This is a genomic window from Clavibacter sepedonicus (genome assembly GCF_000069225.1).
Taxonomy (GTDB): domain Bacteria; phylum Actinomycetota; class Actinomycetes; order Actinomycetales; family Microbacteriaceae; genus Clavibacter; species Clavibacter sepedonicus.
In genome coordinates, this window is record NC_010407.1 from 331,472 (window position 1) to 356,662 (window position 25,191).

The 25,191-nt window shown below is 71.0% G+C and carries 31 protein-coding genes; 29 read left to right on the forward strand and 2 right to left on the reverse strand.

Translation table 11 applies throughout. The annotated features are described in order from the left end of the window. Window positions 1–2 precede the first annotated feature (2 nt). From rplE to map, 10 genes are all read left to right on the forward strand, one after another. Window positions 3–599: a 50S ribosomal protein L5 gene (rplE, locus tag CMS_RS01475; RefSeq protein WP_012039294.1), complete on the forward strand. Its 597-nt coding sequence runs from the start codon at window positions 3–5 to the stop codon at window positions 597–599. Between the two features lie 138 nt (window positions 600–737). Beyond that, window positions 738–1,136, forward strand: a complete 399-nt coding sequence (rpsH, locus tag CMS_RS01480; protein ID WP_041464291.1) for a 30S ribosomal protein S8 — start codon at window positions 738–740, stop codon at window positions 1,134–1,136. A 4-nt stretch (window positions 1,137–1,140) separates the two neighbouring features. After that, window positions 1,141–1,677, forward strand: coding sequence for a 50S ribosomal protein L6 (gene rplF / locus CMS_RS01485; RefSeq protein WP_012297762.1), 537 nt, complete (start codon window positions 1,141–1,143; stop codon window positions 1,675–1,677). A 2-nt stretch (window positions 1,678–1,679) separates the two neighbouring features. Then, window positions 1,680–2,051, forward strand: coding sequence for a 50S ribosomal protein L18 (gene rplR / locus CMS_RS01490; protein ID WP_012039291.1), 372 nt, complete (start codon window positions 1,680–1,682; stop codon window positions 2,049–2,051). Between the two features lie 35 nt (window positions 2,052–2,086). Next, window positions 2,087–2,752: a 30S ribosomal protein S5 gene (rpsE, locus tag CMS_RS01495; protein WP_012039290.1), complete on the forward strand. Its 666-nt coding sequence runs from the start codon at window positions 2,087–2,089 to the stop codon at window positions 2,750–2,752. Further along, window positions 2,752–2,934, forward strand: coding sequence for a 50S ribosomal protein L30 (gene rpmD, locus CMS_RS01500; RefSeq protein WP_012039289.1), 183 nt, complete (start codon window positions 2,752–2,754; stop codon window positions 2,932–2,934). The genes rpsE and rpmD overlap by 1 nt, the downstream gene beginning before the upstream one ends. After that, the gene (gene rplO / locus CMS_RS01505) at window positions 2,934–3,512 is read left to right on the forward strand and encodes a 50S ribosomal protein L15 (protein ID WP_041464292.1); all 579 of its coding nucleotides are present in this window, start codon (window positions 2,934–2,936) and stop codon (window positions 3,510–3,512) included. Before rpmD ends, rplO begins: the two co-directional genes overlap by 1 nt. 125 nt (window positions 3,513–3,637) lie before the next feature. Beyond that, window positions 3,638–4,960, forward strand: coding sequence for a preprotein translocase subunit SecY (secY, locus tag CMS_RS01510; RefSeq protein WP_012297766.1), 1,323 nt, complete (start codon window positions 3,638–3,640; stop codon window positions 4,958–4,960). Next, window positions 4,957–5,559 carry an adenylate kinase gene (locus CMS_RS01515; RefSeq protein WP_012297767.1) on the forward strand — a complete coding sequence of 201 codons (603 nt, stop codon included), beginning with the start codon at window positions 4,957–4,959 and terminating at the stop codon, window positions 5,557–5,559. Before secY ends, CMS_RS01515 begins: the two co-directional genes overlap by 4 nt. A gap of 4 nt (window positions 5,560–5,563) precedes the next feature. Beyond that, entirely contained in the window at window positions 5,564–6,400 is an 837-nt protein-coding gene (map, locus tag CMS_RS01520; protein ID WP_012297768.1) for a type I methionyl aminopeptidase, read from the forward strand. Window positions 6,401–6,448: 48 nt separating this feature from the next. On the opposite strand, the gene CMS_RS18120 is transcribed toward map, so the two are convergent. After that, window positions 6,449–8,428, reverse strand: coding sequence for a BglG family transcription antiterminator (locus CMS_RS18120; RefSeq protein ID WP_012297769.1), 1,980 nt, complete (start codon window positions 8,426–8,428; stop codon window positions 6,449–6,451). Window positions 8,429–8,639: 211 nt separating this feature from the next. On the opposite strand from CMS_RS18120, the gene CMS_RS01530 reads away from it, so the two are divergent. The 17 genes from CMS_RS01530 to glmM all read left to right on the forward strand — a co-directional run bounded on the left by CMS_RS01530 (window position 8,640) and on the right by glmM (window position 22,541). Next, window positions 8,640–9,020 carry a PTS sugar transporter subunit IIB gene (locus tag CMS_RS01530; protein ID WP_012297770.1) on the forward strand — a complete coding sequence of 127 codons (381 nt, stop codon included), beginning with the start codon at window positions 8,640–8,642 and terminating at the stop codon, window positions 9,018–9,020. A 111-nt stretch (window positions 9,021–9,131) separates the two neighbouring features. Beyond that, window positions 9,132–9,398: an HPr family phosphocarrier protein gene (locus tag CMS_RS01535; protein WP_012039282.1), complete on the forward strand. Its 267-nt coding sequence runs from the start codon at window positions 9,132–9,134 to the stop codon at window positions 9,396–9,398. Continuing rightward, window positions 9,395–11,065 (forward strand): phosphoenolpyruvate--protein phosphotransferase, encoded by a 1,671-nt coding sequence (gene ptsP, locus CMS_RS01540; protein ID WP_086935880.1) that lies wholly within the window; start codon window positions 9,395–9,397, stop codon window positions 11,063–11,065. Before CMS_RS01535 ends, ptsP begins: the two co-directional genes overlap by 4 nt. 129 nt (window positions 11,066–11,194) lie before the next feature. Next, complete coding sequence (locus tag CMS_RS01545) at window positions 11,195–12,724, forward strand: PTS mannitol transporter subunit IICB (protein WP_012297772.1); 1,530 nt, start codon at window positions 11,195–11,197, stop codon at window positions 12,722–12,724. 109 nt (window positions 12,725–12,833) lie between these two features. Continuing rightward, window positions 12,834–13,271 (forward strand): PTS sugar transporter subunit IIA, encoded by a 438-nt coding sequence (locus CMS_RS01550; RefSeq protein WP_012297773.1) that lies wholly within the window; start codon window positions 12,834–12,836, stop codon window positions 13,269–13,271. Next, the gene (locus CMS_RS01555; RefSeq protein WP_012297774.1) at window positions 13,268–14,437 is read left to right on the forward strand and encodes a mannitol-1-phosphate 5-dehydrogenase; all 1,170 of its coding nucleotides are present in this window, start codon (window positions 13,268–13,270) and stop codon (window positions 14,435–14,437) included. Before CMS_RS01550 ends, CMS_RS01555 begins: the two co-directional genes overlap by 4 nt. A 252-nt stretch (window positions 14,438–14,689) precedes the next feature. Continuing rightward, entirely contained in the window at window positions 14,690–14,911 is a 222-nt protein-coding gene (gene infA / locus CMS_RS01560; protein WP_012039277.1) for a translation initiation factor IF-1, read from the forward strand. Between the two features lie 72 nt (window positions 14,912–14,983). Next, a complete protein-coding gene (gene rpmJ / locus CMS_RS01565) occupies window positions 14,984–15,097 on the forward strand; it encodes a 50S ribosomal protein L36 (protein WP_012297775.1) in 114 nt (37 codons plus the stop codon). A gap of 155 nt (window positions 15,098–15,252) precedes the next feature. Continuing rightward, window positions 15,253–15,627, forward strand: a complete 375-nt coding sequence (gene rpsM / locus CMS_RS01570) for a 30S ribosomal protein S13 (RefSeq protein WP_012297776.1) — start codon at window positions 15,253–15,255, stop codon at window positions 15,625–15,627. Between the two features lie 45 nt (window positions 15,628–15,672). Beyond that, entirely contained in the window at window positions 15,673–16,071 is a 399-nt protein-coding gene (gene rpsK / locus CMS_RS01575) for a 30S ribosomal protein S11 (RefSeq protein WP_012039274.1), read from the forward strand. A 161-nt stretch (window positions 16,072–16,232) separates the two neighbouring features. Continuing rightward, on the forward strand, window positions 16,233–17,228 hold the full coding sequence (locus tag CMS_RS01580; protein ID WP_012297777.1) for a DNA-directed RNA polymerase subunit alpha: 996 nt from the start codon (window positions 16,233–16,235) through the stop codon (window positions 17,226–17,228). Window positions 17,229–17,280: 52 nt separating this feature from the next. Then, window positions 17,281–17,844, forward strand: a complete 564-nt coding sequence (gene rplQ, locus CMS_RS01585; RefSeq protein ID WP_012297778.1) for a 50S ribosomal protein L17 — start codon at window positions 17,281–17,283, stop codon at window positions 17,842–17,844. Between the two features lie 98 nt (window positions 17,845–17,942). Beyond that, window positions 17,943–19,034: a GNAT family N-acetyltransferase gene (locus CMS_RS01590; RefSeq protein WP_106408666.1), complete on the forward strand. Its 1,092-nt coding sequence runs from the start codon at window positions 17,943–17,945 to the stop codon at window positions 19,032–19,034. Further along, complete coding sequence (truA, locus tag CMS_RS01595) at window positions 19,031–20,035, forward strand: tRNA pseudouridine(38-40) synthase TruA (protein ID WP_041464293.1); 1,005 nt, start codon at window positions 19,031–19,033, stop codon at window positions 20,033–20,035. The genes CMS_RS01590 and truA overlap by 4 nt, the downstream gene beginning before the upstream one ends. Window positions 20,036–20,185: 150 nt before the next feature. Beyond that, a complete protein-coding gene (gene rplM / locus CMS_RS01600) occupies window positions 20,186–20,632 on the forward strand; it encodes a 50S ribosomal protein L13 (RefSeq protein WP_012039269.1) in 447 nt (148 codons plus the stop codon). 50 nt (window positions 20,633–20,682) lie between these two features. After that, complete coding sequence (rpsI, locus tag CMS_RS01605; protein WP_012297782.1) at window positions 20,683–21,168, forward strand: 30S ribosomal protein S9; 486 nt, start codon at window positions 20,683–20,685, stop codon at window positions 21,166–21,168. A 23-nt stretch (window positions 21,169–21,191) separates the two neighbouring features. Continuing rightward, on the forward strand, window positions 21,192–22,541 hold the full coding sequence (gene glmM, locus CMS_RS01610; protein WP_012297783.1) for a phosphoglucosamine mutase: 1,350 nt from the start codon (window positions 21,192–21,194) through the stop codon (window positions 22,539–22,541). Here the strand turns inward: glmM and CMS_RS01615 are convergent. Then, window positions 22,538–23,500: an IS481 family transposase gene (locus CMS_RS01615; RefSeq protein ID WP_012297784.1), complete on the reverse strand. Its 963-nt coding sequence runs from the start codon at window positions 23,498–23,500 to the stop codon at window positions 22,538–22,540. The genes glmM and CMS_RS01615 overlap by 4 nt on opposite strands. 198 nt (window positions 23,501–23,698) lie before the next feature. Between CMS_RS01615 and CMS_RS16430 the strand changes: the two genes are divergently transcribed. Beyond that, on the forward strand, window positions 23,699–24,661 hold the full coding sequence (locus CMS_RS16430) for an IS481-like element IS1121 family transposase (protein ID WP_012296866.1): 963 nt from the start codon (window positions 23,699–23,701) through the stop codon (window positions 24,659–24,661). Window positions 24,662–24,727: 66 nt separating this feature from the next. Further along, a complete protein-coding gene (locus CMS_RS01625; RefSeq protein WP_012297785.1) occupies window positions 24,728–25,168 on the forward strand; it encodes a DUF1905 domain-containing protein in 441 nt (146 codons plus the stop codon). Window positions 25,169–25,191 lie beyond the last annotated feature (23 nt).

Below are 25,191 nucleotides of genomic sequence, written 5' to 3' on the forward strand. Positions count from 1 at the left end.
CAATGACCGACACCGCAACCGCTGGCACGGCCGAGGGCACCACGCTCCCGCGCCTGAAGCAGAAGTACCGCACCGAGATCGTCAGCCAGCTGACCGCTGATCTCGGCTTCACGAACGTGCACCAGGTGCCCGGGCTCACGAAGATCGTCGTGAACATGGGCGTCGGGGACGCGGCTCGCGACGGCAAGATCATCGACGGCGCGGTCGCCGACCTCACCAAGATCACGGGCCAGAAGCCGCAGGTCACGAAGGCCCGCAAGTCGATCGCCCAGTTCAAGCTGCGTGAGGGCCAGGCCATCGGCACCCACGTGACGCTGCGCGGCGACCGCATGTGGGAGTTCCTCGACCGCCTGCTGTCCCTCGCCCTGCCCCGCATCCGCGACTTCCGCGGGCTCAGCCCGAAGCAGTTCGACGGCAACGGCAACTACACGTTCGGTCTCAACGAGCAGTCCATGTTCCACGAGATCGACCAGGACCGCATCGACCGGGTCCGCGGCATGGACATCACGGTCGTCACGACCGCTCGGACGGACGACGAGGGACGCGCGCTGCTCAAGGCGCTCGGCTTCCCGTTCCAGACGCCCGAGAACACGCCGTAACACGCACCGCCAGCTCCACCCGCACGACCAGCACCACCGCACGATCGGCGCCGGGCACCTCCGCCCGGCGCCGCCACCACCACAGGTCGTCATCCGTGTCCGGATGAACGAAACCAGGCGAGAGAGGCACCACCAGATATGACAATGACCGACCCGGTCGCTGACATGCTGACCCGACTCCGGAACGCGAACTCCGCGCACCACGACACGGTCTCCATGCCGCACTCCAAGCTCAAGTCGCACATCGCCGACATCCTCAAGTCCGAGGGCTTCATCGCCGGCTGGGACGTCGCGGACGCCCGCGTCGGCCAGACGCTGACGCTCAGCCTCAAGTTCGGTTCCGACCGCGAGCGCTCCATCCGGGGCATCAAGCGCGTGTCGAAGCCCGGACTGCGCGTGTACGCGAAGTCCGCGGAGATCCCCCAGGTCCTCGGTGGCCTCGGGGTCGCCATCCTGTCCACCTCCTCGGGGCTCCTCACGGACCGCCAGGCTGCGAAGAAGGGCGTGGGTGGGGAAGTCCTCGCCTACGTGTGGTAACGCCATGTCACGCATCGGAAGACTTCCCATCGACGTCCCCGCAGGGGTCGACGTCTCCGTGGACGGCCAGCACGTCACGGTCAAGGGCCCGAAGGGCGAGCTCAGCCTCACCATCGCGCAGCCCATCCGCGCCGAGGTCCAGGACGGACAGGTGCTCGTCACCCGTCCCGACGACGAGCGCGAGTCGCGTTCGCTCCACGGCCTGACGCGCAGCCTCATCGCGAACAACATCGTCGGCGTCACCACCGGCTACACCAAGGGCCTCGAGATCGTCGGCACGGGTTACCGCGTCGCGCTCAAGGACAAGGGCGTCGAGTTCGCGCTCGGCTTCTCCCACCCCGTGTACGTCGAGGCGCCCGCGGGCATCAGCTTCACCGTCGAGGGCGTCAACAAGATGACCGTCGTCGGCATCGACAAGCAGCTCGTCGGCGAGACGGCCGCCAACATCCGCAAGATTCGCAAGCCCGAGCCCTACAAGGGCAAGGGCGTCCGCTACGCCGGCGAGAACGTTCGCCGCAAGGCCGGAAAGAGTGGTAAGTGATCATGGCTCTCGGAGTTAGAGGAAAAAGCAAGTCCGCCGCCCGCGGCCGCAGGCACGCACGTCTGCGCAAGAAGGTCGAGGGCACCGAGCTGCGTCCGCGCCTGGTCGTCACCCGCTCGGCCCGCCACGTCTTCGTGCAGGTCGTCGATGACAGCCGTGGTCACACCGTCGCGTCCGCGTCGACCCTTGAGGCCGACATGCGCACGTTCGACGGCGACAAGACCGCCAAGTCGCGCAAGGTCGGCGAGCTCGTCGCCGAGCGCGCCAAGGCGGCCGGCGTGGAGAGCGTCGTATTCGATCGTGGTGGCAACCGCTACGCAGGACGCGTCGCGGCCATCGCCGAAGGAGCTCGAGAGGGTGGTCTGAGCCTGTGAGCGCAGCCGAGAACAACAACAAGGAGCCCGAGGTCGTGGCAGTGGCGGAGACGCCCGTCGAGACCGCGGCGTCCACCGCACCCGCGCAGAACGAGGGCCGTGAGGGCCGTCGTGGCGGACGCGATCGCAACCAGGGCGGCCGCGACAGCCGCGGTGGCCGTGATGCCGACAAGAGCCAGTTCCTGGAGCGCGTCGTCACCATCAACCGCGTGTCCAAGGTCGTCAAGGGTGGTCGTCGCTTCAGCTTCACCGCGCTCGTGATCGTCGGAGACGGTAACGGACTGGTGGGCGTCGGCTACGGCAAGGCCCGCGAGGTCCCGACCGCCATCTCCAAGGGCGTCGAGGAGGCGAAGAAGAACTTCTTCCGCGTCCCCCGCATCGGCCTGACCATCCCGCACGCCGTGCAGGGTGAGGCCTCCGCCGGAGTCGTCCTCCTCCGCCCCGCGTCCGCGGGTACCGGCGTCATCGCCGGTGGCCCCGTCCGCGCGGTGCTCGAGTGCGCCGGCATCCACGACGTGCTGAGCAAGTCGCTCGGGTCGTCGAACACGATCAACATCGTGCACGCCACGGTCGAGGCGCTCAAGCAGCTCGAGGAGCCGCGCGCCGTCGCAGCCCGTCGTGGGCTCGAGCTGGAGCAGGTCGTCCCGGCCCGCATCCTCCGCGCCCAGCGTGCCGAGGCCGACGCGAAGGCAGGTGTCTGATGGCTCAGCTCCGAGTGACGCAGATCAAGTCCAAGATCAGCGAGAAGCAGAACCAGCGCGACACCCTGCGGAGCCTCGGGCTCCGTCGCATCGGTGCCGTGGTGGTCCGTGAGGACAACGCCCAGAACCGCGGGTACGTGAACACCGTGGCGCACCTGGTCAAGGTGGAGGAGATCGACTGATGGCTGAGAAGAACGAGTCGGCCGAGGCGTCCGTGAAGGCGCCCAAGGCCGCACCCAAGAAGACCGCGAAGGTGCCCGCCGCCGCTGCGGCCGCTTCCGCCGAGGCGACCACGGTCGGCTCGACGGAGACGGTCAAGCGCGAGCAGGTCCTCAAGGTCCACCACCTCCGTCCCGCCGCCGGGGCCAAGAAGGCACGCCAGCGTGTCGGCCGCGGTGAGGGCTCGAAGGGCAAGACCGCGGGTCGTGGCACCAAGGGCACGAAGGCCCGCTACACGGTCCGCGTCGGCTTCGAGGGTGGGCAGATGCCGCTGCACATGCGCACCCCGAAGCTCCGCGGGTTCAAGAACCCGTTCCGCGTCGAGTACCAGGTCGTCAACCTGGAGAAGCTCGCCGCGCTCTACCCCGACGGCGGCGACGTCACCACGAGCGACCTGGTCGCCAAGGGTGCCGTGCGCAAGAACGAGAAGGTCAAGGTCCTCGGGGACGGCGACATCTCGGTTAAGCTGACGGTTGCTGTCGACAAGGTCTCCGGCTCCGCTGCGGAGAAGATCGTCGCAGCAGGCGGCTCCGTCAAGTAGCACTTCAGGACGCAACGGCAGGGGCGGTCGGGAAACCGACCGCCCCTACCGGCACCTGGGGCCGCATCGCGTCGGCCCGACCCCCGCCTCCCGGCGGACCTCCCACAGAAAGCAGGACACCCTCCGTGTTGAGCGCCGTCGTCAGGATCTTCCGCACCCCCGATCTGCGTCGCAAGATCGGGTTCACGCTGGGCATCATCGCCCTCTTCCGCCTCGGATCTTTCATCCCGGCGCCGTTCGTCGACTTCGCCAACGTGCAGTCGTGCCTCGCGGCCAACCAGGGCACCTCGGGCCTCTACGAGCTCGTCAACCTCTTCAGCGGCGGTGCGCTGCTGAAGCTCTCCATCTTCGCGCTGGGCATCATGCCGTACATCACGGCATCGATCATCGTCCAGCTGCTCCGCGTGGTCATCCCGCACTTCGACACCCTCTACAAGGAGGGCCAGTCCGGCCAGGCCAAGCTCACGCAGTACACGCGCTACCTCACGATCGCCCTCGCGGTCCTCCAGTCCACGACGCTCATCACGGTCGCGCGCAGCGGTGCGCTCTTCGGCCAGACCAACGTCAGCGCCTGCACGCAGCTCGTCACGAACGACGCCTGGTACGCGATCATGCTCATGGTCATCACCATGACCGCCGGCACCGGCCTCATCATGTGGATGGGCGAGCTCATCACCGAGCGCGGCATCGGCAACGGCATGTCGCTCCTCATCTTCACGTCGGTCGCCGCCGCGTTCCCGACCTCGCTCATCGCGATCCAGCAGAGCCGCGGCTGGGAGGTCTTCCTCCTGGTCATCGCCGTCGGCCTGCTCGTCGTCGCCGCCGTCGTCTACGTCGAGCAGTCGCAGCGCCGGATCCCCGTGCAGTACGCCAAGCGCATGGTCGGACGCCGCACCTACGGCGGCAACAACACCTACATCCCGATCAAGGTCAACATGGCCGGCGTCGTGCCCGTCATCTTCGCCTCGTCGCTGCTGTACCTGCCCGCGCTGGTCGCGCAGTTCAACCAGCCGCCCGTCGGCCAGCCGCCTGCACCGTGGGTGCAGTGGATCACCGACAACCTCACCACGGGCGACCACCCGCTCTACATGGTGATGTACTTCCTCCTCATCGTCGGCTTCACGTACTTCTACGTCGCCATCACCTTCAATCCGGAGGAGGTCGCCGACAACATGAAGAAGTACGGCGGCTTCATCCCCGGCATCCGCGCGGGGCGCCCGACGGCCGAGTACCTCGACTACGTGCTGACGCGCATCACGCTGCCGGGCTCGCTGTACCTCGGGCTCATCGCGCTCCTGCCGCTCATCGCCCTGTCGCTCGTCGGCGCCAACCAGAACTTCCCGTTCGGCGGCGCGAGCATCCTCATCGTGGTCGGCGTCGGCCTCGAGACGGTGAAGCAGATCGACTCGCAGCTGCAGCAGCGGCACTACGAGGGGCTGCTCAAGTGACCCGGCTCCTGATCGTCGGCCCTCCCGGCGCGGGCAAGGGAACGCAGGCGAAGCGCATCGCGGCCGATCGCGGCATCCCGGACGTCTCCACGGGCGACATCTTCCGCCAGAACATCAAGGACCGCACCGAGCTCGGCCAGCAGGTCCAGGCGCTCGTCGACGCGGGCAACTACGTCCCGGACGAGCTGACGAACCGGCTCGTCACCGTGCGCCTCCAGGAGGAGGACGCGCAGGCGGGCTTCCTGCTCGACGGCTACCCGCGCACGCTCGCCCAGGTCGCGTACCTCGAGGAGCTGCTGCAGGGGTGGGGCCAGGAGCTCGACGCGGTGATCCAGCTCGTGGCGGACGAGGACGAGGTCGTCGCCCGGCTGACCCGTCGCGCCGCCGAGCAGGGGCGCGCCGACGACGGCGAGGACGAGATCCGCCACCGCCAGGAGGTCTACGTCCGCGAGACGAGCCCCCTCATCGACGTGTACCGCGAGCACGGCCTGCTCGTCGAGGTCGACGGGCTGGGCGAGGTCGACGAGGTCGCCGAGCGGATCCGCACGGCACTCGCCGCTCGCGGCGTCCGTCCCTCCTCCGACGCCGGTCGCGCGTAGCGACGTGGGCGCGCTCCGCCGCACGCCGGGGATCTACAAGACCCCGGACGAGATCCGCCGCATGGTCGCCCCCGGCCTCGCGACCGCCGCGTCGCTCGACGCCGTGCGCGAGCTCATCGCCCCTGGCATCACGACGGGCGAGCTCGACGCGGCAGCCGACGCCGCCATCCGCGCGCTCGGCGGGCACTCCAACTTCCAGCTCGTGCCGGGCTACCGCCACACGGTGTGCGTCTCCGTCAACGACGAGGTCGTGCACGGCATCCCCGGCGACCGCGTGCTGCAGCCGGGCGACATCGTCTCGGTGGACAGCGGCGCGGAGATCGACGGCTGGAACGGCGACTCCGCCATGACCGTCGTGGTGCCGGATCCCGCGCGCCCCGACGTCGTGGAGGCCCGCGAGCGCCTGTCCCGCGTCACCGAGGACTCGCTCTGGGCGGGCATCGCCCGGCTCGCGACCGCGTCGTACCTCAACGAGGTGGGCGAGGCCGTCGAGGAGAGCGTCGAGGCGGCAGGCGCCTTCAGCATCGTCATGGACTACACGGGCCACGGCATCGGGCGGAGCATGCACGAGGATCCGCCGATCTTCAACTACCGCGTGCGCGGCAAGGGGCCTGCGGTGAAGCCGGGGCTCGTCGTCGCCATCGAGCCGATGATCACCGACGGCGAGGCGGAGACGCGCGTCCTCGACGACGACTGGACCGTCGCCACGGTCGACGGCAGCATGGCCTCGCACTGGGAGCACTCGGTCGCGGTGCACGCGCGCGGCATCTGGGTGCTGACGCTCGCGGACGGCGGGGCGTCGCGCCTCGTGCCGCTGGGCATCACGCCCGTCGCGCCCTGACCCGGGCCCGACGGCTCCGTCCGACCCGCTGAGCGGGGACGGCCGCGCTCAGGTGTCCATGACGTGCACGAGCTCCTCGATGAAGGAGCCGTGCGATCCCGACGCCCGCATGATGGCCTGCACGTCGCGGTGGTCGGAGAAGACCTCGACGAACTGGTCGAAGACGTGCTGGAAGCTCGTGCGGCCGCTCGCGCTGAAGGCGACGAGCGCGACCACGTGCACGCGGTTGCCGCCCCACTGCATCGCCTCGTCGTTGACCACGATCGCGATGGCCGTGCGATGCGCCGTCATCGCGAGCGAGTGCGGCACGGCGAGCGTGTCGGTGAACGCGGTCGACGAGAGGCGCTCGCGCTCGATGGCCCCGTCGATGTACTCGGGCTCGATGATGCCCTGCTCCACCATCTTGCCGCCGAGCAGCCGGATCATCGCCTCCTCGTCGGGCGCGTGCAGGTCGCGGAAGAACAGCGACTCGTCGAGGAAGCGCAGCAGGTCGTGCTTCATGGAGCTCCGGCGCGCGTGCCGGCGGACGCGGGCGACGGCCTGGCGGATCGACTCGATGTCGTCGGGCGTCGGCAGCGGCTGGACGACCACGACGTCGTCGCCGGGCGGACGCGTGCCGGTGGCGTTGATCACGAGCTGCACCCCGAGGGCGTCCGCGTCGACGTCGGTGCGCGTGACGACGGCGTCCACGCTGATATCGGCGCCCAGCGCCTGCTCGATGCGCTGCCGCATGATCTGGTGCAGGTCGTAGTAGTTCGGGCAGACGAGCGCGCACGCGACCCGGTCGTCGCGTCGGGCGATGCGCTCCCGGTGCGAGCCCACGTGCAGGGCGATGTACGCGATCTCGTCGTCGTTGATCGCGATCCCGCGTCGCCGCTGCACCTCGCTCGCGATGAACACCGCGATCTCGTACGTCATCGGGTAGGAGGTCTTGATGGAGCGCGCGAGCGGGTTGCGGGAGAAGGAGCGGTCGGCGGCGCGGGCCACGAGGTTGCCGAGGTGCAGGGAGAAGCGCACCGTGAAGTCCTCGTCCTCGAGGTCCACCAGGTACTCCTGCTTCACGCGGCGGACGATGGCGCGCACCACGTCGAGGTCGCTCTCGACGACGTGCTCGCGCATCACGGTCGCCAGCGACTGCTCGTTGCCGGGCGTGACGACGCGCGTGCGCACGAGGAGCGCGAGGTAGGCGACGTCGCCGGCGGGCACGGGCACGTCGAAGTGGGCGGCGAGCAGGCGGGCGAGCACGGCGCGGATCGCGAGGGCGGTGGGGTCGGCGGCGGCAGGTCCCTCGGCCGCGTCGTCGGCGGCCGGCGCGGGGTCGAGGTCGGCGCCCGCGGACGGATCCGCGCCGGCGTCCGTCCGCCGCGGCGACCGCGCGAGCCGGTCGACCGCGATCGCCACGTGCAGCAGCACGTTGTCGACGCCGTACTCGTTGACGAAGAAGCCGCCCTCGGTGAGCTCGCGGACGAGGTCCGTCTTGAACGCGCGCAGCGAGTCGGAGGCGAACTCCCGCTGCACCGTCTCGAGCGGCAGGAAGCCCTGCGCGCTCTCGTCGCGGAACATGCGCGACAGCAGCCGGCGGAAGTCGCGCTCGGATCCCTCGAGGACGGCGATGGATCCGGTGCGGCGGAGGGCGAGCCCGGCGTCCTCGACGAGCGCGCGCACCTTGCGGAGGTCCGCCTCGACGGTGGACTCGCTCACGTGCAGCTCGTCCGCGAGCGCGAAGACGTCGAGGCCGTCGGGCGCGTCGCCGAGGCGGCGGACGAGCGCGTGCAGGCGGTCGCGGGGCGTGCCCTGCTGGTCGGCGCCCGAGCGCGTCCCGAGGTGGCGGGCGTAGCTGCCGGCGTCGATCCGGTAGCCGTCGGGGGAGGAGGCGATGGCCACGGTCGAACGCTCCCGCACGGCGGTGACGTAGTTGCGCACGCTGCGCGTGGTGACCCCGAGGCGGTCCGCGAGCTCGCCGGCCTCGACCCAGCGGTCGGCCGTGGACAGGTAGTCCAGCAGCCGCTCCTGGTTCTCGCTCAGCATGGTCGTCTCCCTGCGCGGCCGGCTCGCGTCCCCGGGTGGCGGACGGAGCGTGCGGCTGTCGGAGACGAGTCAACCATCCGCACCCCCGTCCCACGCCCGCCGGGGCGGGCGCCGGCGTCGTCTTCCTACCCTGCGGAAAGGGCTCTGCTGGCACACGGGGCCGGGGGCGGAGCACGATGGGACGACCAGCGACGACGCGAGGAGGCACAGCATGACCGGGAGGATCCTCGTCGTCTGCGGCTCCGGCGCATCCAGCACGTTCCTCGCCCAGCGGCTCCGCGCGCTCGCGGAGGCGGACGGGCTCGAGATCGAGGCCGTCGCCGGATCCATCGCCCAGGTGCGCGTCGACGCCGCGGGAATGGACGTCGTCCTCCTCGGGGCCCACCTCGCCGACCGCCTCGACGCCGTGCGCGAGGCCGCCGCCGACGAGGGCGCGACCGCCGTGCTCCTCGACGCCGACGCCGCGCGTCCCGAGGGCGCGCGTGCCGCGCTCGACCGGGCCGTCGCCGCCATGCGCCAGGGCGCCCGCTCGCTCCGCCTGGCCCCGGGGCTGCACGGGCGTCCCGTCGGCGGATCCCCGCCCGGCGCCTGACCACCGGCGCCCGCGCCGACACCGCACGACCCGCAGCACCGCATCCCCCGCACGACCGCACGACGACCGCCCACCAGGGCCCCGACGACGGGGCCGACCGAAGGAGCCACCATGGCAGAACGCACCGTCACCATCGCCTCGTCGCACGGGCTGCACGCCCGCCCCGCCTCGCTGTTCACGCAGGCCGCCGCGAAGGCCGGGATCCCCGTGCAGCTCGCCAAGGGCGACCGCAGCGTCAACGCCGCGAGCATCCTGGGCGTGATCTCCCTGGGCGTCGACACGGGCGACGAGGTCGTCGTCTCCGCCGAGGGCGAGAACGCCGAGCAGGTCGTCACCGACCTCGCCACGCTCCTCGAGTCGGACCTGGACGCCGCATGAGCTCCCGCACCCTGAACGGCATCGGCATCGGCCGGGGATCCGCCGTCGGACCCGTCATCCGGATGCCCGACCCGCTGCCCGAGCCCGCCGACACCCCCAGCACCCTGACCGCCGACGAGGAGCGCATCCGCGTGAGCGCGTCGCTCGCCGCGACCGCCGCCGACATCCGCATCCGCGGGGAGAAGGCCGGCGGCGCCGCGAAGGACGTGCTCGAGGCGCAGGCGTTCATGGCCGAGGACCCCACGCTCGTCGACGACATCACCGCGCGCCTCGCCACCGGCCGCACCGCCGAGCGCGCCGTGCACGAGGCCTTCGCCGGATTCCGCGACCTGCTCCTCAGCATGGGCGGCTACATGGGCGAGCGCGCCACCGACCTCGACGACGTCTCCCAGCGCGTCGTCGCGCACCTGCAGGGCGTCGCCGCCCCCGGCGTGCCGGATCCCGACCACGCCTTCGTGCTCGTCGCCCGCGACCTCGCCCCCGCCGACACCGCGCTGCTCGACCTCGACAAGGTGCTCGCGCTCATCACGACCGACGGCGGCCCCACCTCGCACACGGCGATCCTCGCCCGCGAGAAGGCGATCGTCGCGGTCGTCGGCGTCGCAGAGGCGAAGGACCTCGCCGACGGGGAGACCGTCGTGGTCGACGCGCTCACGGGCGCCGTCACGGTCGCCCCGACGCCCGCGGAGGAGTCCGCCGCGCGCGACGCCATCGCGGCGAGGAAGGCGCGCGTCGACGTGCCCACCGGCCCCGGCGCGCTGTCCGACGGCACCACGATCCCGTTGCTCGCCAACCTCGGATCCGCCGACGGCGCGGCCGACGCGGTCGAGAAGGGCGCCGAGGGCGTCGGCCTCTTCCGCACCGAGTTCCTCTTCCTCGACGCCACGAGCGCGCCGACCGTCGACGAGCAGCGCGAGCACTACACGCGGCTCCTCGAGGCGTTCCCCGGCAAGAAGGTCGTCGTGCGCGCGCTCGACGCCGGCGCCGACAAGCCGCTGAGCTTCCTCAACGACGCCGACGAGGAGAACCCGGCCCTCGGGCTCCGCGGACTCCGCGCGCTGCGGGCCAACGAGCAGATCCTCCGCGACCAGCTCACCGCGCTCGCCCAGGCCGACGCCGCCACCGACGCCGACCTGTGGGTCATGGCGCCCATGGTCTCGACCGTCGAGGAGGCGCGCTACTTCACGGCGCTCGGCCGCGAGCTGGGCCTCACGACGGTCGGCGTGATGGTGGAGGTCCCGTCCTCCGCGCTCCTCGCCGACCGGATCCTCGCCAACGCCGACTTCGCGAGCATCGGCACCAACGACCTGACGCAGTACACGCTCGCGGCCGACCGGCTGCTGGGATCCGTGGCCGCCTTCCAGGACCCGTGGCACCCCGCCGTCCTCCGCCTCGTGCAGGAGGTCGGCACCGCGGGCCGCGAGCTCGGCAAGCCCGTCGGGATCTGCGGCGAGGCCGCGGCCGACCCGCTGCTCGCCGTCGTGCTCGTCGGCCTCGGCGCCACCAGCCTCTCGATGTCGCCCGCGGCCCTCGCCGACGTGCGCGCCGAGCTCGCCCTCCACACGCGCGAGGAGGCGGAGGCCCTGGCCGCCGTCGCCCTCGCCGCCGACAGCGCCGTCGAGGCGCGCGCCGCGGTCACCGCGGCATCGGCGCCCGCCACCGTCTGACCCGCACCACCGACCCACCGCACGGCCCTCTCCACCGCACCACCGCACGTCCCGCATCACCGCACGTCCCTCACCGCAGCAGGCGGGTCACAGCAGGCCCGCCATCACCACGACAGGAGCACCACCCCCATGACGACGACGTCACCCACCCGCAGCACGGGACAGTCCGTGCGGCTCGGCGTGCAGAAGTTCGGCACGTTCCTCAGCGGCATGATCATGCCGAACATCGCGGCGTTCATCGCCTGGGGCCTGCTCACGGCCCTCTTCATCCCGACCGGCTACCTGCCGAACGCCGACATCGCGACCCTCATCGCGCCGATCCTGTTCTTCATGCTGCCGCTGCTCATCGCGAACACCGGCGGCCGCATGGTCTACGACACCCGCGGCGGCGTGGTCGCGACCATCGCCACCATGGGCGTCATCGTCGGCACGATCGGCGAGCCCTACTACGACGGCGGCAGCCCGATGTTCCTCGGCGCCATGATCACGGGCCCGCTCGCGGCGTACCTGCTCAAGGTCATCGAGCGGCTCTGGATCGACCGGATCCGCCCCGGCTTCGAGATGCTGGTCAACAACTTCTCCGCCGGCATCCTCGGCGCGGTCTTCGCGGTCGGCGCCTACTTCGGCCTCACGCCCGTCATCCGCGCGATCACGTCGGTCCTCGGCGGCGGCGTCGGCTTCCTCGTGGACAACAACCTGCTGCCCCTCACGAGCATCGTGATCGAGCCGGCCAAGGTCCTGTTCCTCAACAACGCCATCAACCAGGGCATCCTCACGCCGCTGGGCACCGCGGAGTCGCTCGAGAAGGGCAAGAGCATCCTGTTCCTGCTCGAGGCGAACCCCGGCCCCGGTCTCGGCGTGCTCCTCGCCTTCGCCATCTTCGGCGCGGGCGCGGCGCGCTCCACCGCTCCCGGCGCGATCCTCATCCAGTTCGTCGGCGGCATCCACGAGATCTACTTCCCGTACGTGCTCTCCAGGCCGCTCCTGTTCCTCGCGGTCATCGCGGGTGGCGCGTCCGGCGTCGCGACCAACGTCGCGTTCGGCTCGGGCCTCCGCGCACCGGCGTCGCCCGGCAGCATCATCGCCGTGCTCGGCCAGACTGCGAGCGACAGCTTCCTCGGCGTGATCCTCTCCGTGATCATCTCGGCCTCGGTCACCTTCGTCGTCGCGGCGGTCATCCTCCGCACCGGCAAGAAGAGCGACGGCGACTTCGGCGCCGCGGTCCAGGCCACGCAGGCCAACAAGGGCAAGGAGTCCTCGATCCTCTCGGGCCTCGGCGCCGAGACCGGCACCGCCGGCACGGTCGGCGGCCTCGCCGACGGCGCATCCAGCACGGGCACGGACGGCGGGACGGCCACGGCCACCCGCATCCAGGACATCGTGTTCGCCTGCGACGCCGGCATGGGCTCGTCCGCCATGGGCGCCTCGGTGCTCCGCAACAAGATGAAGAAGGCCGGCCTCACCGAGGTCACGGTCGTCAACAAGGCGATCGCCGCCCTCGACGGCACGGCCGACCTCGTGATCACGCAGCGCGAGCTCACCGACCGCGCCCGTCAGAAGAGCCCGTCGTCGGAGCACGTCTCCGTCGACAACTTCATGAACTCGCCGCGCTACGACGAGATCGTGGAGCTGGTCCGGAAGCAGCGCTCGGACAGCTGATACCCGGGTCCGCCCCCGCGGCGGACCCCGCACCACCGCATCGCGGGGGCCGGGCCGAGCCGCCCGGCACCGCCCGGCCCCCGCACCACGCACACACGTCAGGAGCACCATGTCGAACGTCCTCGAACCCGCCCAGATCCGCGTCGGCGGCATCGCGTCCTCCGTCGAGGAGGCCATCGCCGAGGCGGCGGGCATCCTCGTCGCCGCGGGCGCCGTCACCCCCGAGTACCAGGGGTACATGCTCGAGCGCGAGAAGAGCGTCTCCACCTACATGGGCAACCTCCTCGCCATCCCGCACGGCACCAACGAGGGCAAGGACACGATCCTCGATTCGGCCCTCTCCTTCGTCCGCTACGACGCCCCCATCGACTGGGCGGGCAACGAGGTGCGCTTCGTCGTCGGCATCGCCGGCAAGGACGGCGGCCACCTCGAGATCCTCAGCAAGATCGCCATCATCTTCAGCGACGACGACGAGGTGCAGAAGCTCCTCGACGCCCCGGACGCCGAGGCGCTGTACGCCCTCCTGGCCGAGGTGAACGAGGCGTGAAGGCCGTCCACTTCGGCGCCGGCAACATCGGCCGCGGCTTCGTCGGGCTGATCCTGCACGAGGCCGGCTACGAGGTCGTCTTCGCCGACGTCAACGCCGAGCTCATCGGGCACCTGGCGTCCGCCGACTCCTACCGCGTCACCGAGGTCGGCCCGCACGCCCGCGACTGGACGGTCACGGGCTTCCGGGCGATCGACAGCGCGGCGGACGGCGAGGCGCTCATCGCGGAGATCGCGACCGCCGACGTCGTGACCACGGCGGTGGGCCCGAACATCCTCCGCTTCGTCGCCCCCGCGATCGCCGCCGGCCTCCGCGCGCGCTCCGCGGATCTCGGTCCCGTCGCCGTGATGGCCTGCGAGAACGCGATCAACGCGACCGACACCCTGCGCGACGAGATCGCGAAGGCCCTCGGCGACGAGACCGACGCCCTCGGACGCGCGGTCTTCGCCAATACGGCCGTCGACCGCATCGTGCCGAACCAGGATCCCGCTGCGGGCCTCGACGTCACCGTCGAGGACTTCTCGGAGTGGGTCGTGGAGCGCACGCCGTTCGGCGACGCCGTTCCCGATATCGCGGGCGCCACGTTCGTCGACGACCTCGCGCCCTACATCGAGCGGAAGCTCTTCACGGTGAACACGGGGCACGCCACCGTCGCGTACCACGGCTACGCGCGCGGCGCCGTGAGCCAGTCGGACGCGATGGCGATCCCCGAGGTCGCCGACGAGGTGCGCCAGGTGCTCGAGGAGACGAGCGCGCTGCTCGTCGCCAAGCACGGGCTGGACGAGTCCGAGCAGGCGGCGTACCGCGAGAAGAACCTCGCGCGCTTCGCCAACGCGGCGCTCGCCGACACCGTCGAGCGCGTCGGCCGCCAGCCCCTGCGCAAGCTCTCGCGCGAGGAGCGCTTCGTCGGCCCCGCGTCGCAGCTCGCCGAGCGCGGGCTCCCGCACGACGCGCTCGTGCGCGCCGTCGGCCAGGCGCTCCGGTTCGACCCCGCGGGCGACCCGCAGGCGCTCGAGCTGCAGGGGCTCCTCGCGACGGACACGGCTGCCGACCTCGTCCGCCGCGTGACGGGCCTCGACGACCAGCACCCGCTGACGCCCGATCTCGTCGCCGTCGTCGACGCGGCGCAGGCCGACCGCCGCAGCGCACCGCGCCACCGCGCGTAGCCGGCGCACCACCGCGGGCCGGACGGGCGACCGCCCGGCCCGTCGCGCATCCGATGGCGCAGGCGGGTGTCCGTTAGCGCAGGATCGGCGGATCCGTCCGCGACACGCGGGGAGAATTGCGACACGCCCGGGGATGCCGTACTCTCGACCCTTGGTGCTCGGCCGCCTCCCGGCGTCCCACGAGCACCTGCGTCTCACCATGATGCGCATCCGCACGAACAGCAGACACCACCTCTAGCGACAGTGAGCTATATGGCCAAGAAAGACGGCGTCATCGAGATCGAAGGCGGAGTTGTCGAAGCTCTGCCGAACGCGATGTTCCGCGTTGAGCTGAGCAACGGGCACAAGGTCCTCGCCCACATCTCGGGCAAGATGCGTCAGCACTACATCCGCATCCTCCCCGAGGACCGCGTGATCGTGGAGCTGAGCCCGTACGACCTCACCCGCGGCCGAATCGTCTACCGCTACAAGTAGGCCTGCTGCACAAGGAACGGCCCCGCATCCGCGGCGGCACGAGGCCAGCGAGAACGAAAGCAAGGAAGCATCATGAAGGTCAATCCCAGCGTCAAGAGGATCTGCGAGAAGTGCAAGGTCATCCGACGCAACGGGCGCGTGCGCGTCATCTGCGAGAACCCGCGCCACAAGCAGGTCCAGGGCTAGTCAGCACGACCGCACGGCACCACCCGCACCACCCGAGATAAGAACGACAGCAGCGCCGGAAGCCGGGATCCTGAGGGATCCGGGGGACACCATCGGTCGGAGGCCGATGCACAGGCTCTGCTGCAGACCTCCATCCACCACCAGGAGAAGCCTCAATGGCACGTCTAGCAGGCGTCGACCTCCCGCGCGACAAGCGCGTCGAGATCGCACTCACGTACATCTACGGCGTCGGCCGTACCTCCAGCGTCAAGACGCTCGAGGACACCGGCATCGACAAGAACATCCGCGTCAAGGACCTCAGCGATGACCAGCTCATCGCGCTCCGCGACTACATCGAGGGCAACTTCAAGGTGGAGGGCGACCTCCGACGCGAGGTCGCCGCCGACATCCGCCGCAAGGTCGAGATCGGCAGCTACGAGGGCATCCGCCACCGCCGCGGCCTCCCTGTCCACGGGCAGCGCACGAAGACCAACGCTCGCACCCGCAAGGGCCCGAAGCGCACCGTAGCCGGCAAGAAGAAGGCGCGCTAGGCCTCTCGGCCCGCGCCTCGCCACCCGTAGACACAGGAGAATTCCATGGCAGCACCCAAGTCGGCTGTTCGCAAGCCGCGCCGCAAGGACAAGAAGAACATCGCCGTGGGCCAGGCCCACATCAAGAGCACCTTCAACAACACCATCGTCTCGATCACGGACCCGACCGGCGCCGTCATCAGCTGGGCGTCCTCGGGCGTCGTCGGCTACAACGGCTCGCGCAAGTCGACGCCGTTCGCCGCTCAGCTCGCCGCCGAGTCGGCCGCCCGCCAGGCACAGGAGCACGGCATGAAGAAGGTCGACGTGTTCGTCAAGGGACCCGGCTCCGGCCGCGAGACCGCGATCCGCTCGCTCCAGGCCGCCGGCCTCGAGGTGGGCTCGATCAACGACGTCACCCCGCAGGCGCACAACGGCTGCCGCCCGCCCAAGCGCCGCCGCGTCTAGCTCGCGCTGATCGGCCGCTGCCGTCCCGCTCCGTCAGGAGGGGACGGCGTCGGCCGATCCGCCGTGTGTCCGTTCGACCAATTTACTACCCGCCCGGGCCGCCACCCGGGGGGCATCGCAGGCGTCATATAGCGGACGCCTCGCCGAAAGGAAACAACACAGTGCTCATTGCGCAGCGCCCCACCCTCACCGAGGAGTCCATCTCGGAGTTCCGCTCGCGGTTCGTCATCGAGCCGCTCGAGCCCGGCTTCGGCTACACGCTCGGCAACTCGCTCCGCCGCACCCTCCTGTCGTCCATCCCCGGCGCGGCCGTCACCAGCATCCGGATCGACGGCGTGCTGCACGAGTTCAGCACCGTCCCCGGCGTGAAGGAGGACGTGACCGAGATCATCCTCAACATCAAGGGCCTCGTCGTCTCCAGCGAGCACGACGAGCCGATCACCGCGTACCTGCGCAAGCAGGGTGCGGGCCAGGTCACGGCCGCCGACATCTCGGCTCCGGCCGGCGTCGAGATCCACAACCCCGAGCTCGTCATCGCCACGCTCAACGAGAAGGCGAAGTTCGAGCTGGAGCTGACGATCGAGCGCGGTCGCGGCTACGTCTCGGCGACCCAGAACCGCAGCGAGTTCAGCGAGGCTGGCCAGATCCCGGTCGACTCCATCTACTCGCCCGTGCTCAAGGTCACCTACCGCGTCGAGGCCACCCGTGCCGGCGAGCGCACCGACTTCGACCGCCTCGTGGTCGACGTCGAGACGAAGTCGGCCATCACGCCGCGCGACGCCATCGCGTCCGCCGGTCGCACGCTCACCGAGCTGTTCGGCCTGGCGCGGGAGCTCAACTCGGCCGCAGAGGGCATCGAGATCGGCCCCGCGCCGGTCGACGCCGTCCTCAGCTCCGAGCTGTCGATGCCCATCGAGGACCTCGACCTCTCGGTGCGGTCGTACAACTGCCTCAAGCGCGAGGGCATCCACAACGTCAGCGAGCTCGTCGCCCTCTCGGAGACGCAGCTCATGAACATCCGCAACTTCGGACAGAAGTCGGTGGATGAGGTCAAGGACAAGCTGGTCGAGCTCGGTCTGTCGCTGAAGGACGCCGTCCCCGGCTTCGACGGCGCGCACTACTACAGCTACGACGAGGACGAGACCACCACCAACTGACCCGTCCGGCCTCGGCCCGACGCCTTCTTTCGACACCTACGGAGACAAGACCATGCCCAAGCCCACCAAGGGTCCCCGCCTCGGAGGCGGTCCGGCGCACGAGCGCCTGATGCTCGCGAACCTGGCCCAGAGCCTCTTCGAGCACAAGTCCATCAAGACGACCGAGACGAAGGCCAAGCGCCTGCGTCCCGTCGCCGAGCGCCTCGTGACGTTCGCCAAGCGCGGCGACCTGCACGCCCGCCGCCGCGTCATGGGGATCATCCCCTCGAAGAGCGTCGTGCACGAGCTCTTCACGGAGATCGCCCCCCTCGTCGCCGAGCGCGACGGCGGCTACACCCGCATCACGAAGCTCGGCTTCCGCAAGGGCGACAACGCCCCCATGGTGCAGATCGAGCTCGTGCTCGAGCCCGTGACCCCGAAGGTCCGCTCGTCGCGCACCTCCACCGCGACGGCTCCGGTCGCCGCGGCCCCGGTCGCCGAGGCGCCCGCGGAGGAGTCCGACGTGCCGGTCGAGGAGACCGACGCCGTCGAGCACACCGACGAGACCCCCGCGGAGACGACCGACGCGGCCGCCGCCGAGGTCGAGGCTGACGCCGCGGAGAAGTCCGACAAGTAGCACCGCACCACCCTGAGAGCCCCCGCCGCCCTGCGCGTCGGGGGCTCTCGTGCGTCCGGGCCGCCCGGTCGCCCGCATGGCCCCGGTACCCTGGCTGGATGACCGACAGCAGCACGACCATGCCGGACGACCCCTCCTCCAGCGCACCGATCCCGCTCCCCGAGGGGCCGGACGGGATCACCTGGCGCCCCATGGCGCATGCGGACGTCGACGCGCTCGTCGAGCTCCAGGGCCTCCTGGCCGACGCCGACCACCCCGATCACCGCCCCACCCGCGACGAGGTCGTCATGTCCATGGGGTTCTCCTACGTCGACCTGGCACGCGACGCCATCGTCGCCTTCGACGCGGACGGGCGCCTGGCGGCCGAGGGCTCCGCCATCGTCAAGCCCGACGACGAGACCGTCGTGCGCGGCCACATCTCCGGCGGCGTCCGTCCCGACCTCCGCCGCCGCGGCATCGGCGGGCGCCTGCTCGACTGGCAGATCGCGCGCGCGACGCAGGCGCTCGAGGTCGCGCAGCCGGCGGACCACATCGAGGGCCCCGTCCCGACCCGCATCGGCGTCGAGTTCCCCGACGATTCCGCCGGCGCGACCGCCCTGGCGACGTCGCGCGGCTTCACGCCCAGCCGCTACTTCATCGAGATGCACCGGGATCTCCGGGCCGAGTTCCCCGACGTGCCGGCGCCCGAGCGGCTCCGACTCATCCCCGTCTCCCGCGATTGGTGGGAGCGCACCCGGCTCGCCAAAAACGACGTGTTCCGCGACCACTGGGGGTCCGAGCCCATCAGCGTCGAGCGCTGGGAGGCGTTCCTGTCGCTGTCGACCGCGCGCGACGACCTCTCGGTGATCGCCGTCACGGGTGACGACGACGACGCGCAGGTGGCCGGGTTCGCGATGACGGAGATCCACCCGCAGAACTGGGAGGCGGCCGGCTACTCGTCCGCGTACGTCGCGCTCGTCGGAGTGCGCCGCGAGTTCCGCGGACGGCGGCTCGCGCAGGCGCTCCTCTCCGCCGCCCTCGCCGCGTTCCGCGCGGAGGGCCTCGATCGCGCGGTCCTGGACGTCGACTCCGACAGCCCGACCGGCGCGCTCGGCCTGTACGAGCACCTCGGCTTCACGCAGGCGAGCCGCTCGGCCGTGTACGAGCGCGAGGTCGGCATGACGCGTCCGCGGGGATCCGCCGCCCGATGACCGACGTCGACGGGGCGGAGCCCGCCGCCGTGCGCCTCCGTCTCGACGTCGCGTACGACGGCACGGGGTTCGCCGGCTGGGCGAAGCAGCCCGGGCTCCGCACCGTGCAGGGATCCCTCGAGGACGCGCTCGCGCAGCTGCTTGCCCGGACGCCGCCCGCGCCGACGCTCGTCGTCGCCGGACGCACCGATGCGGGCGTGCACGCGACCGGCCAGGTCGCGCACCTCGACCTCACGGAGGCGCAGATCGCGTCGCTCGACCGGCCGCCGCGAGGGCGCGCCGCCGAGGCGACCGCGGGGGAGGGGCAGCACGTCCCCACCGCCGCTCGCGCCGCCTCCGCCCTCGCACGCCGGCTGAACGGCGTGCTCGGCGCGCGGTCCGACGTCGTCGTGCTCGCGTGCGCCCCCGCGCCTGACGGCTTCGACGCGCGCTTCTCCGCCACCTGGCGCGCGTACCGCTACCGGGTCGCGGACGCCGACGGCCCCCGCGACCCGCTGCAGCGGCATCGCACGGTCGAGGTCCCGGTCGCGCTCGACGCCGCCGTGCTGCAGGAGGCGGCCGACGCGCTCCTCGGCCTCCACGACTTCGCCGCGTACTGCAAGCCGCGCGAGGGGGCATCGACCATCCGCACGCTGCAGGAGCTCACGTGGATCCGGGCGGCGGACGGCGCGCTCGAGGCGGTCGTCCGCGCGGACGCCTTCTGCCACAGCATGGTGCGCGCGCTCGTCGGCGCGTGCGTCGCGGCGGCGTCGGGGCGCGTCCCCGTCGCCCGGCTCCGCGAGCTGCTCGAGCTCCGCGAGCGCACGAGCGAGTTCACCGTGATGCCGGCGCGTGGCCTCGTGCTCGAGCGGGTGGGCTACCCGCGCGATGAGGAGCTCGCGGCGCGCAACGAGATCACCCGAGCCCGGCGGGCCGCGCACGAGGTGGACCCGATCGTCGAGGGCGCCGCGGCGGCCGCGCGCGACCTCGCCCGCATCCGCGACACGCCCGGGATTGCCTGATCGCCCCGGATCGCGTACTCTGAACCGGTTGTCTGCACGCCTGCGTGCGACGACGTACAAGGTTGAGCCCTCCACCGGATGCGTTCGCATCGAACGCCCACGGAGCGGGATCCACGACCATCTCACCTCGAAAAGAAGGCAGTCAGATCAATGACGCGCACCTATTCCCCCAAGGCCAGTGAGGTCCAGCACGACTGGGTCGTCATCGACGCCACGGACATCGTCCTCGGCCGTCTCGCCAGCCACGCCGCCGCGCTCCTGCGCGGCAAGCACAAGGCCACGTTCGCCCCCCACATGGACATGGGCGACTTCGTGATCATCGTCAACGCCGAGAAGGTGGCGCTCACGGGCCAGAAGCTCGAGAAGAAGCTGGCCTACCGCCACTCCGGCTACCCGGGCGGCCTCACGGCCACCACCTACGTCGAGATGCTCGAGAAGCACCCCACGCGCGCGGTCGAGAAGGCCATCCGCGGCATGCTGCCGAAGAACTCGCTGGGTGCGGCGCAGCTGAAGAAGCTCAAGGTCTACGCGGGCCCCGAGCACCCCCACGCTGCGCAGCAGCCCACCCCGTACACCCTCGGCCAGGTCGCTCAGTAGCTCCGGCTGCCGACAGCGACGACCAAAGACCTCAGAAGGAATCGAACCCAGTGGCTCAGATCTCAGACTCCCTCGACGTGGCTCCCGAGAGCTTCTCGACCGAGACCCCGAACGAGGAGGCCCCCAAGGCCCCCCGCGCGGTCCTCAACGTGTCCGGCGGCGCCGTCGGACGACGCAAGCAGGCCACCGCCCGCGTGCGCCTCGTCCCCGGCTCCGGCTCGATCACGGTCAACGGCCGTGAGTTCGCGGACTACTTCCCCAACAAGCTGCACCAGCAGCTCGTGAACGACCCGTTCAAGGTGCTCGACCTCCTCGGTAGCTACGACGTCGTCGCGCGCATCTCCGGCGGCGGCCCCTCCGGCCAGGCCGGCGCGCTGCGCCTCGGCATCGCCCGCGCCCTCAACGAGATCGACGAGGAGAACAACCGCGCCGTGCTGAAGAAGAACGGCTTCCTCAGCCGCGACGCTCGCGTCAAGGAGCGCAAGAAGGCCGGACTCAAGAAGGCCCGCAAGGCGCCCCAGTTCTCGAAGCGCTAAGGCGCTCGGGCACACCGGCAGCCATGCCCCGGCTCTTCGGCACGGACGGCGTCCGCGGACTCGCCAACGGCGAGACCATCACCGCGGACCTCGCCCTGCGCCTGGCCCAGGCCGCCGCGCATGTGCTCGGCCAGGACGCCCGGGATGCCGGACGACGACCTGTCGCGGTCGTCGCCCGGGATCCCCGGGTGTCCGGCGAGTTCATCGCGGCGGCCGTGGCCGCCGGCCTCGCGAGCTCCGGCGTCGACGTGTTCGACGCCGGGGTCATCCCGACGCCGGCCACGGCGTACCTCATCGCGGACTTCGACGCCGACTTCGGCGTGATGATCTCCGCATCGCACAACCCCGCTCCCGACAACGGGATCAAGTTCTTCGCCGCGGGCGGACGGAAGCTCGCCGACGAGCTCGAGGACCGCATCGAGGCGCAGCTGAGCCAGCCCGTCCTGCTCCCCACGGGAGCTGACGTCGGCCGCATCCGCCGCTTCGCCGACGCCGAGGACCGCTACGTCCTCCACCTGCTCGGCACGCTGCAGCACCGGCTCGACGGGATCCACGTGGTCCTCGACTGCGCGCACGGCGCCGCGGCGGGCATCAGCCCCGAGGTCTCCACCGACGCCGGCGCGCGCGTGACCGTCATCGGCAACGACCCCGACGGCATGAACATCAACGACCGGGTGGGATCCACGCACCTCGACCTCCTGGCCGAGGCCGTCCTCGGGCACGGCGCCGACGTGGGCATCGCCTACGACGGCGACGCCGACCGCTGCCTCGCCGTCGACCACACCGGCGCGATCATCGACGGCGACCAGATCATGGCGGTCCTCGCGCTCTCCATGGCCCGCCGCGGCCTGCTGGTGGAGCGCACCCTGGTCGCGACGGTCATGAGCAACCTCGGCCTCCGCATCGCGATGGCCGAGAACGACATCACGGTGCTGCAGACCCGGGTCGGCGACCGTTACGTGCTCGAGGCCATGAACGAGGGCGGCTACTCCCTCGGCGGCGAGCAGTCCGGCCACCTCGTCATCGCGGAGCACGCCACCACGGGCGACGGGATCCTCACCGGGATCCAGCTGCTCGGCGAGATGGCGGCGACGGGCAGGAGCCTGCACGAGCTCGCCTCGGTGATGACCGTCTACCCGCAGGTGATGATCAACGTGCGCGGCGTCGACCGCGAGCGCGTGTCCGACGACGCCGAGCTGAACGCGGCCGTCGCGCGCGCGGAGGCCGAGCTGGGCGACACCGGGCGGATCCTCATGCGCGCCTCGGGCACCGAGCCCATGATCCGCGTGATGGTGGAGGCCGCCGACCAGGCGACCGCCGAGCGGCACGCGCAGGAGCTGGCGGCGCTCGTCACCGAGCGCCTCGCGATCTAGCTGTAGTTCCCAGTGAGGTTGTGAACGCGTTCGGCGGGCGTGAGTCCGCCGATGCCGGTGTGGGGGCGGTGGTGGTTGTAGTGATGCAGCCAGGCAGGGTAGGTCGCGGCGCGGGCCTCGTCGGTGCGATAGGGATGGGCGTAAGCCCATTCCGTGGCGAGGGTGCGGTTGAAGCGCTCGACCTTCCCGTTCGTCTGGGGCCGGTACGGGCGGGTGCGTTTGTGCGTGATCGATCCGAGCGCCTCGGTGAAGGCGTGGGAGCGGTAGCAGGAGCCGTTGTCCGTCAGGACACGGATCACGGTGATGCCCGCGGCGGTGAAGAACGCGTTCGCGCGGGCCCAGAACGCGGCAGCGGTCTCCTTGCGCTCGTCGGTGAGGATCTCGGAGTACGCGAGTCGGGAGTGGTCATCCACGGCGTGGTGCAGGAACGCGTACCCCCGTCCGGTCCGGGGGTTGTTCTTCCGGCCGGCCTGTCGGCCGAGGACTCGGTGCCCGCCGCCGTCCGGGATACGGCCGAGCTTCTTGATGTCGACGTGGACCAGATCTCCCGGCGAGGAGTGCTCGTAGCGTCGGGCAGGAGACCGCCGGGCAGGGAGCCCGGTGCTCAGATCGACGTGCTCGAGCAACGGCATCCGATACCGGTTCAGCACCCGCTCGACCGTCGAACGCGGAACGCGGAGGTGATAGCCGATGCGGTGCGGGCCCCACCGGCGAGTGAATCTCAGCGCGATGATCCGCCGCTCCCGACGCTGACTCGTGCGGGTCGGTTGCCGGTGCGGGCGGGATGAGCGATCCGTCATCGGCAACCCGGCCCGATACCGGCGAGCCCATCTCGACGCCGTCGCCGGCGAGCACTGGAACCTCTCCGCCGCACGCCGGACCGACCACCCGTCCTCAACGATCAACCGAGCAAGCCGAACCCTGCCCGCAGGAGCGAACGGGGCATTAGCGTGAGTCACGAAGACCTCCGTGGACGTTGATGAGTGTGGTAACCCACATCGTCCCGGAGGTCTTCGCTATCCGCCCCAGCGTTCACAACCTCCCGAGGAACTACACCTAGGTGTACTCGGCCATGACGTTGGTGACACTTCGGGGCGTGTGAAGAGGCCTCCTGGCTTGATGGAGCTGTTCAGTTCAACCATCGCCAGGAGGCCTCGATGTCCCACGGTAATGCTCGTCTGACGGTTCACGGGAGGGTTCTCCTCGTGCGGCGGGTGGTGGAGGATCGTCGGCCGGTCGCGCACGTCGCGCGGGAGCTGGGGGTGTCGCGGCAGTGCGCGCATCGATGGGTGAACCGGTTCCGTGCCGAGGGGCTGCGAGGGCTGACGGATCGGTCATCGCGGCCCCGGTCAGTACCGAGGCGAACGAGCCCGGAGCGGGAACGGGCCGTGCTGGAAGCGCGGGCCCAGTTGCGGGCGGGTCCTGCGCGGCTGGCGCCGGTGACAGGTGTTCCATCCCGTACGATCTCCCGCATCCTGCGCCGGCACGGGGCGCCGCCGTTGGCATGGTTGGACCCCGTCACCGGGGCCGTGATCCGGGCATCCCGGTCAACGGCGCACCGGTATGAGCACGAGCATCCGGGTGATCTGATCCACGTGGACGTGAAGAAGCTCGGGAGGATCCCGGACGGAGGCGGCTGGCGGGTCCACGGGCGCAGCGAGCAGGTCCGCGGCCGCGGGATCGGGTTCGATTACGTCCATGCCGCGGTCGATGACCACACCCGTCTCGCCTACGCGGAGATCCATCCCGATGAGAAAGGCGCGACCGCGGCCGGGTTCCTGACCCGCGCAGCGGCGTACTTCGCCGGGCGCGGGATCACCCGGATCGAGCGGGTCATCACGGACAACGCGTTCGCCTACCGGCACTCGACCGCGTTCAAGAACGCCGTCCAGGACCTGGGCGCGCGGCAGAAGTTCATCCGCCCGCACTGCCCCTGGCAGAACGGCAAGGTCGAGCGCTTCAACCGGACCCTCGCGACCGAGTGGGCCTACCGGCAACCCTTCACCAGCAACCAACACCGGGCCGACGCGCTTGACCCCTTCATCGAGCACTACAACACTGAACGAATCCACTCAAGCCACGGGCTCACGCCCGCGGCCCGAGTGTCACCAACGTCATGACCCAGTACACCTAGCGTCGGATCCACCGCGGCTGCCCGGGCCGCGCCCGCTCGCCGAGGAGCCGCCATGCCCACCTTCCGCACTCGCGTCATGCAGGCCCGCGTCAACGCGACGGGGTTGCCCGTGCCGCCGGAGGCGCTCGACGAGCTCGGCGCCGGGAAACGCCCCGCGGTCGTCGTCACGGTCGCCGGCCACACGTACCGCACGAGCGTCGGCGCGATGGGCGGGCAGGCCCTGATCCCGCTCAGCGCCGCGCATCGTGCCGCGTCGGGCGTCGCCGCCGACGACGAGGTCGAGGTGACCATCGAGCTCGACGCCGCGCCGCGCGACGCCGTGGTGCCGGACGAGGTCGCCGCCGCCTTCGCCGCGGAGCCCGCGCTCGCCGAGGCGTTCCGCGCGCTGTCGTCGAGCCGGCAGCGCGCCCTCGTGGATCCGATCGGCGAGGCGAAGACGGACGAGACCCGTCAGCGCCGCGTGGAGAAGGCGCTCGCGGCGCTGCGGGGCTGACGCGGACGACCCGCGCGGGTCGT

What these genes read in the sequence shown, in the direction of transcription:
- CMS_RS01530 (WP_012297770.1), top strand. Translation starts at nt 8,640, where the DNA reads ATGACCGGGAGGATCCTCGTCGTCTGCGGCTCCGGCGCATCCAGCACG.
- truA (WP_041464293.1), top strand. Translation starts at nt 19,031, where the DNA reads ATGACCGACGTCGACGGGGCGGAGCCCGCCGCCGTGCGCCTCCGTCTC.
- rplQ (WP_012297778.1), top strand. Translation starts at nt 17,281, where the DNA reads ATGCCCAAGCCCACCAAGGGTCCCCGCCTCGGAGGCGGTCCGGCGCAC.
- CMS_RS01590 (WP_106408666.1), top strand. Translation starts at nt 17,943, where the DNA reads ATGACCGACAGCAGCACGACCATGCCGGACGACCCCTCCTCCAGCGCA.
- rpsH (WP_041464291.1), top strand. Translation starts at nt 738, where the DNA reads ATGACAATGACCGACCCGGTCGCTGACATGCTGACCCGACTCCGGAAC.
- CMS_RS01550 (WP_012297773.1), top strand. Translation starts at nt 12,834, where the DNA reads ATGTCGAACGTCCTCGAACCCGCCCAGATCCGCGTCGGCGGCATCGCG.
- glmM (WP_012297783.1), top strand. Translation starts at nt 21,192, where the DNA reads ATGCCCCGGCTCTTCGGCACGGACGGCGTCCGCGGACTCGCCAACGGC.
- rpsM (WP_012297776.1), top strand. Translation starts at nt 15,253, where the DNA reads ATGGCACGTCTAGCAGGCGTCGACCTCCCGCGCGACAAGCGCGTCGAG.
- rplF (WP_012297762.1), top strand. Translation starts at nt 1,141, where the DNA reads ATGTCACGCATCGGAAGACTTCCCATCGACGTCCCCGCAGGGGTCGAC.
- rpmJ (WP_012297775.1), top strand. Translation starts at nt 14,984, where the DNA reads ATGAAGGTCAATCCCAGCGTCAAGAGGATCTGCGAGAAGTGCAAGGTC.
- rplR (WP_012039291.1), top strand. Translation starts at nt 1,680, where the DNA reads ATGGCTCTCGGAGTTAGAGGAAAAAGCAAGTCCGCCGCCCGCGGCCGC.
- CMS_RS18120 (WP_012297769.1), bottom strand. Translation starts at nt 8,428, where the DNA reads ATGCTGAGCGAGAACCAGGAGCGGCTGCTGGACTACCTGTCCACGGCC.
- rplM (WP_012039269.1), top strand. Translation starts at nt 20,186, where the DNA reads ATGACGCGCACCTATTCCCCCAAGGCCAGTGAGGTCCAGCACGACTGG.
- rplO (WP_041464292.1), top strand. Translation starts at nt 2,934, where the DNA reads ATGGCTGAGAAGAACGAGTCGGCCGAGGCGTCCGTGAAGGCGCCCAAG.
- CMS_RS01535 (WP_012039282.1), top strand. Translation starts at nt 9,132, where the DNA reads ATGGCAGAACGCACCGTCACCATCGCCTCGTCGCACGGGCTGCACGCC.
- rpmD (WP_012039289.1), top strand. Translation starts at nt 2,752, where the DNA reads ATGGCTCAGCTCCGAGTGACGCAGATCAAGTCCAAGATCAGCGAGAAG.
- rpsK (WP_012039274.1), top strand. Translation starts at nt 15,673, where the DNA reads ATGGCAGCACCCAAGTCGGCTGTTCGCAAGCCGCGCCGCAAGGACAAG.
- infA (WP_012039277.1), top strand. Translation starts at nt 14,690, where the DNA reads ATGGCCAAGAAAGACGGCGTCATCGAGATCGAAGGCGGAGTTGTCGAA.
- rplE (WP_012039294.1), top strand. Translation starts at nt 3, where the DNA reads ATGACCGACACCGCAACCGCTGGCACGGCCGAGGGCACCACGCTCCCG.
- CMS_RS01625 (WP_012297785.1), top strand. Translation starts at nt 24,728, where the DNA reads ATGCCCACCTTCCGCACTCGCGTCATGCAGGCCCGCGTCAACGCGACG.
- ptsP (WP_086935880.1), top strand. Translation starts at nt 9,395, where the DNA reads ATGAGCTCCCGCACCCTGAACGGCATCGGCATCGGCCGGGGATCCGCC.
- CMS_RS01545 (WP_012297772.1), top strand. Translation starts at nt 11,195, where the DNA reads ATGACGACGACGTCACCCACCCGCAGCACGGGACAGTCCGTGCGGCTC.
- CMS_RS16430 (WP_012296866.1), top strand. Translation starts at nt 23,699, where the DNA reads ATGTCCCACGGTAATGCTCGTCTGACGGTTCACGGGAGGGTTCTCCTC.